This is a genomic window from Fusibacter sp. (assembly GCF_057447755.1).
Genome location: NZ_JBVBZF010000244.1, coordinates 1 through 5,454 on the forward strand (window position 1 = coordinate 1; position 5,454 = coordinate 5,454).

At 40.8% G+C, this 5,454-nt stretch carries 7 protein-coding genes; 2 read left to right on the top strand and 5 right to left on the bottom strand.

What is annotated here, in order from left to right; genetic code table 11:
- Both AC220I_RS17565 and AC220I_RS17570 read left to right on the top strand, forming a co-directional pair.
- The coding region (locus AC220I_RS17565) for an isocitrate/isopropylmalate dehydrogenase family protein (protein WP_486725167.1) at positions 1-730 on the top strand (730 nt) is incomplete at its 5' end.
- A gap of 72 nt (positions 731-802) precedes the next feature.
- Complete coding sequence (locus AC220I_RS17570) at positions 803-1,753, top strand: carbohydrate kinase family protein (protein ID WP_486725168.1); 951 nt, start codon at positions 803-805, stop codon at positions 1,751-1,753.
- 71 nt (positions 1,754-1,824) lie between these two features.
- On the opposite strand, the gene AC220I_RS17575 is transcribed toward AC220I_RS17570, so the two are convergent.
- The 5 genes from AC220I_RS17575 to AC220I_RS17595 form a co-directional block, all read right to left on the bottom strand.
- Positions 1,825-2,022 carry a CDIF630_02480 family spore surface protein gene (locus AC220I_RS17575; RefSeq protein ID WP_486725169.1) on the bottom strand — a complete coding sequence of 66 codons (198 nt, stop codon included), beginning with the start codon at positions 2,020-2,022 and terminating at the stop codon, positions 1,825-1,827.
- 108 nt (positions 2,023-2,130) lie between these two features.
- On the bottom strand, positions 2,131-2,952 hold the full coding sequence (locus tag AC220I_RS17580) for a 4Fe-4S binding protein (RefSeq protein WP_486725170.1): 822 nt from the start codon (positions 2,950-2,952) through the stop codon (positions 2,131-2,133).
- A 10-nt stretch (positions 2,953-2,962) separates the two neighbouring features.
- The gene (locus AC220I_RS17585) at positions 2,963-3,643 is read right to left on the bottom strand and encodes a Crp/Fnr family transcriptional regulator (protein WP_486725171.1); all 681 of its coding nucleotides are present in this window, start codon (positions 3,641-3,643) and stop codon (positions 2,963-2,965) included.
- 119 nt (positions 3,644-3,762) lie between these two features.
- Positions 3,763-4,404: a pyroglutamyl-peptidase I gene (pcp, locus tag AC220I_RS17590; RefSeq protein ID WP_486725172.1), complete on the bottom strand. Its 642-nt coding sequence runs from the start codon at positions 4,402-4,404 to the stop codon at positions 3,763-3,765.
- Between the two features lie 52 nt (positions 4,405-4,456).
- Positions 4,457-5,377, bottom strand: coding sequence for a DUF979 domain-containing protein (locus AC220I_RS17595; RefSeq protein WP_486725173.1), 921 nt, complete (start codon positions 5,375-5,377; stop codon positions 4,457-4,459).
- Positions 5,378-5,454: the final 77 nt, after the last annotated feature.

Sequence of the window (5,454 nt, forward strand, 5' to 3'; positions counted from 1 at the left end):
GCCACAAGACATAGATTTCGTCGTCATCAGAGAAAATGTCGAGGGTGAATATTCTGGCGATGGCTATTTTGAGAATTTAGAAACCGAAGCAGCAACTGCTTATCAAACTGGCGTCTTCACCAAGAAAAACACAGATCGAATCATGAAATATGCATTTGACCTTGCAGAAAAAAGAAATAAGTTTAAAAAAGTCACCAGCGCTACCAAATCTAACGCACTCAATTACAGCATGGTCTTCTGGGATGAACGGTTTAAAGCCATTTCAGAAAAATATCCTCGCATAAAAACTGAAGTAAACCACGTAGATGCCATTAGCATGTACTTCATTCAAAGGCCCGAGACCTTTGATGTGGTCGTTGCCTCAAATCTTTTTGGTGACATCATCACAGATTTAGGTGCTGCCTTACAGGGTGGTCTTGGCTTTGCAGCAAGCGCCAACTTAAACATAGAAGGCACACACCCCTCTATGTTTGAGCCAGTTCATGGCTCTGCACCTGAAATTGCAGGCCAGGAAATTGCAAATCCAATGGCAATGATTTGGACTGTAAAAATGATGCTAGACCACCTATACCCTGACCTGTCACATGAAGTCATTATAGAAGCACTGGAAGAAATTCTAATTGAAGAAAAATATCTCACTAAGGACTTAGGCGGAAAGGCAACCACTTCAGAGGTTGGCACTGCCATTTGCAACAGACTCTCTGCGCTGGTTACACTTCAGAACGGATAAAATTTGTTTATTTGAGCCCATATGTGATATAATAACGGTCGAACATTTATGTACTTTGAGGAGGGTATTCTATTGAATAATCATGAACCCTATATTCTAGTATTAGGGGCTTCTATCGTTGATATCACTGGTTTCTCATCAGTAAAATACAGAGCTTTCAATTCCAATCCAGGATGTGTTAAGGTCTCACTTGGCGGGGTCTGCCGTAACATTGCTGAAACCACATCACGTTTAGGTGTTAAGACCAAGTTCATCTCAACACTTGGAGATGATGAGCATGGCAGGAGTATCCTAGAGCACTCAAGGCTCATGGGCTACGACATGTCAGACTCACTTTTCTTGAAGGGTTGTACAACGCCAACATATATGGCGATTTTAGATGAAAAAGGTGAAATGGTATCTGCCATCGTTGACATGTGGAGTGCCACGCAAATGGATGCAGCCTTTATAGACACTAAAAAAGAGATCATTGAGGGCGCAGAATACACCTTTGTAGACTCAGATCAGCCTGATTTATTGGAACATATTCTAAAAACTTATAAGGGCAAGACCAAGTTTGTTTTAGATCCGATTTCCGCGGCAAAAGCGGAGACCATCAAGCACCTAATACCATACTTTCATACCATTAAGCCTAATCGATTCGAAGCAGAGGTATTAGTCGGCTACTCTCTTAACAGCACTGAATCCCTCCTTCAAGCCTCGGAAGATCTTTTGGCCTTGGGGGTTGAAAATGTCTTTATTTCTTTGGACGAAAACGGTATTTTCTATGCCAACAAAGCGTCTAGAGGCATTATGATGGCAAGGCATGCCCTTGTAAAAAATGTCACTGGTGCTGGCGATTCTTTCGTTGCTGGATTGGGATATGGCTTCATGCATAAAATGAGTCTACATGATACCGTTAAGTTTGCCATAGGCATGAGTTTATTGACCATTTCTCATGAAAGCACCATCCACCCTGAAATGAGTCTTGAAAAGGTACTCAGTATTGTAGAAGCTGCTGAATGGGTGGACAGTACATTTTAAACACACGAAAAAAGAGATGCAATTTGCTTTGATCATAAAGCAAATGCATCTCTTATTATTTTTTGTCCTATCTACTTTTCATTTTCCTCAACCCATGCTTTTGCGAGTTCCACAGCTTCTTCAGAAGGGATTGATACATGAGATTCCTTTTCATAGTGATCAGTGTTAGCCCATGCTTCTGTTGCACCACTACCGAGAATTGAGGATAATCTCACACCATTTGAATCATAAACGATTTCTCTGTTCTGATATGATATAACATGTTTCATAAGATCACCTCTCCTTTCATTTCTTATAAACCATTAATACCCCAAATTAAAAAAACAAAACACCAATTGATAACAATTATCATTTGGTGTTTGTAAACTTTTTATGTCTTAAACATTAAATTCAGCTTGCTTTCTTTCTGCAAAAAGAGTTTCAAGTTCTACCTTATGGTCTATAAATCCCTTATCTATAAAAGCCTTAGAATGTAATGGACATCTTTTTACACAAGCACAGCACTTTATACAGATGCCTACAATCTCTGAGTATATTTGAGCGTCAATTGCCCCCATTGGACAAACCTTGGCACAAATACCACACGAGTTGCATCTATGATCTGTTTGGGGCTTAATGGCCTTAAAGTCGAAATACTCCCCATTTTGGTTCTTAGGTCGATAGTAGGGTCTCAATGGTGTCTCATCGTTAAATAAAACAGGTATTTTAGACCCATACTTGGAGGTAATCGCCTCAGCAAACTTATGAATCGCTTCAAAATCCGTGCCATCAGGTCGCCCAGCAGCCAACTTCAGAGAAAATGCATGTTCACCGATGAAAGCACCTTGTGCCAATATCTTAAAATTAGCATGACTTAGAATCCGCGTGAGTTCGGTCAAGGCATCGTCATAATGCCGATTACCATATACCACCACTGGTACAACCCATCTCCCGCCACCATTCATACCCATGAATGACTTAAGCAAAATATTGGGCACTCTACCTGCGTAAACGGGCACACCAAATAAGATCACATCCCTTTCTGTGGCCCTCTCCTCCATTTGTTGAATATCATCCACTAGCATTTTTCGCTTATGAGGCAAAGTAAAATCATATGAAAAGATGCCGCTTCCATCACTAAGATTATTCAATTCTATTGCCAACTGCTCAACCACCCGCTTCGTGGTGCCTGTTGGACTAAAATAGTAAGTATATATCATTCAAAAACCTCTACCAATACGTATTTGTGAGCGCGCGCATTTCATCTACCTTCTCAATGACAATCTGTTTACCAGTATTTGAGATCAAGCCCTTATCCTTAAGATAACAAAGGCCACTGGTTACGGTAGGTCTGCTAAGTCCCAAATTGTTTGCAAGTTCTTCATGTGTGTACTGTCTTTCAATGAGGGTTTTCTCGCTTAAGTCCTTACCTTCCTGCATTGAACCGATTCTCAGCAAGGCACTTGCGAGAATCCCTATGGAGTCATTAAACCTAGCATCAGCAATTTGCAACATCAACAAGCGATATTTTCTAACAATCGAATGAATAAAATACCGATAAACCTCTGGTGATTCTTTGAGGGTTTCCTCTAGAAGAGGTCTTGGTAAAATACTGATTTCCGATTTTTGAGTTACATAAGTCATTTCACAAGTACGATCCCCATCAAAATAATCCATCTCTCCAAAAATCGTGCCACGTGTTAACCTAAAAAATGTCCTTTCACTACCATCTACACTAACGAGGCCTTGGCGACATTCTCCTGAAATTACAATATAGACATGATCTGCATCTAGGGGATCTATTATGGTGTTTTTCTTAAAAGTCTTGATCATGCCCTTGGGTGCCAAGATATCTGCAAAATAGGTCGTCATCTCCTCCTGGTTAACAGGATCAAACAGTTCACGGTACATTGAATCACCTCTAAAGTCTAATTTTAAATATCATATCACAAAAAGGCATGCACTTCATCATTCTCAAGCACATGCCTTAGTATTTTTAAACTCGTTCTATAATATGAATTAAGGTAAGACTAGCACACGGTTCCTTCAGATTTTTGGATGTCTTCTCTTACGCTACAAGCTGTTTTTACGGCAATCTCTAGCGCTTTTGTAATAGACGCCAAAGACATGGCTGGCATATTGGGTTTATCAAGCACTTGATCCTCTAAATAAGGCACATGGATAAAGCCGCCCCTTGTACCTGGAAAAGAGGTATCAATCATATGCATCAAGCCATACATAATATGATTACAGACATAAGTTCCTGCAGAATTTGAAACCGTCGCAGGAATGCCGCCCTCTCTAATGGCATTTGCCATGGCTTTAATGGGCAGTGTACTGAAATATGCTGCAGGGCCATTTTCTACAATTGCCTCATCAAGAGGCTGATTACCGGCATTATCCGGAATTCTAGCATCATCAATATTTATGGCAACCCTCTCAATACTCACAGCAGCTCTTCCGCCTGCTTGTCCAACACAGATTACAAGATCTGGCCTTTCTTTCTCCACATGATGTCTCAAGACCCTTACAGATTCATAAAACTCTGTTGGGACCTCAACCTTTACAATCTCAATATTTTCAAAGCCGTCTGGAAGCCTTTTTACAGCTTCAAATGCCGGATTTTTACTTTCTCCGCCAAAAGGGTTAAACCCAGTGATCAATACTTTCATTTTTAATTCCTTTCTGATGGTCTGCCGTAATGCTAAACAAAAGGGTGTCATTTTATTTAAAAGCTAAGAAATACATAAGTGCCACATGTGTTATCCAAAGTGAAAGTGCGATTGGTACCTGTGCAATAATCACACGATAAGGATTCTTTGTTTCAAGGACTGCTGCTGGTACAATGTTAAAATTTGCTGCCATTGGAGTCAATAAAGTACCGCAGTAGCCAGCCGTAAGTGCAAGTGCACCTGCTATGGCAGGGTCTGCGCCTTGAGCCATGACGAAGGGTACACCTATGCCTGCAGTGATAACTGCAAAAGCCGCAAATGCATTTCCCATGATCATGGTAAAGATCGTCATACCAGCACAATAGGCGATGACTGCAATTAACTTGCTGTCATCCGTAATGACACTGCCAATGCCACCTGAAATCACTTCGCCAACCCCTGCTGAGGTAAATAGTGCACCTAGGGCTGCCAATAGTTGAGGCAGAATGCTTGATGGTCCAACTTGTTGCAAGAGTCTACTGCTGTCATATGTCAGTTCTGAAACAGATGCCCTTGTGAAGACAATACCTAAGATTGTTGCTACAAGCGCCGCTATACCAAGACCCACCAAAGCGCCTAGGGCTGGTACAAACTGTGCCACTAAAAATGCAACCACACCAATAGCCAGTGCTGGAATGAACAATTTGTTTTGGATGCTTTTCGCCTTTTCTTGTCTAAAGGTTTCATCCGAATTCTTAAGTGATCCAAAAGTAACTTTCTTAGTGGATGCGAGTAAAGCCATCACTACTAGTATTATACCAGAGACTGAACCGGGAATATACTTGCCAAAAATAAAGACAATTCCAAGCAAGGTCCAAAAAACAGCAGTTACCTTTGAAGAAGGGTGTTCCTTGTCTTTAACAGCATAAACTGCTGCAATTATAGATACAAGTCCACAAAGGACATACATAATTTCCAATAACATGTCTTTCATTATCATCACTCTCCCTTTTCAAATATGACTTCTGTTGTTTGCGCTAACTTTTGGTCCAATCGCCAATAAGAAATGCC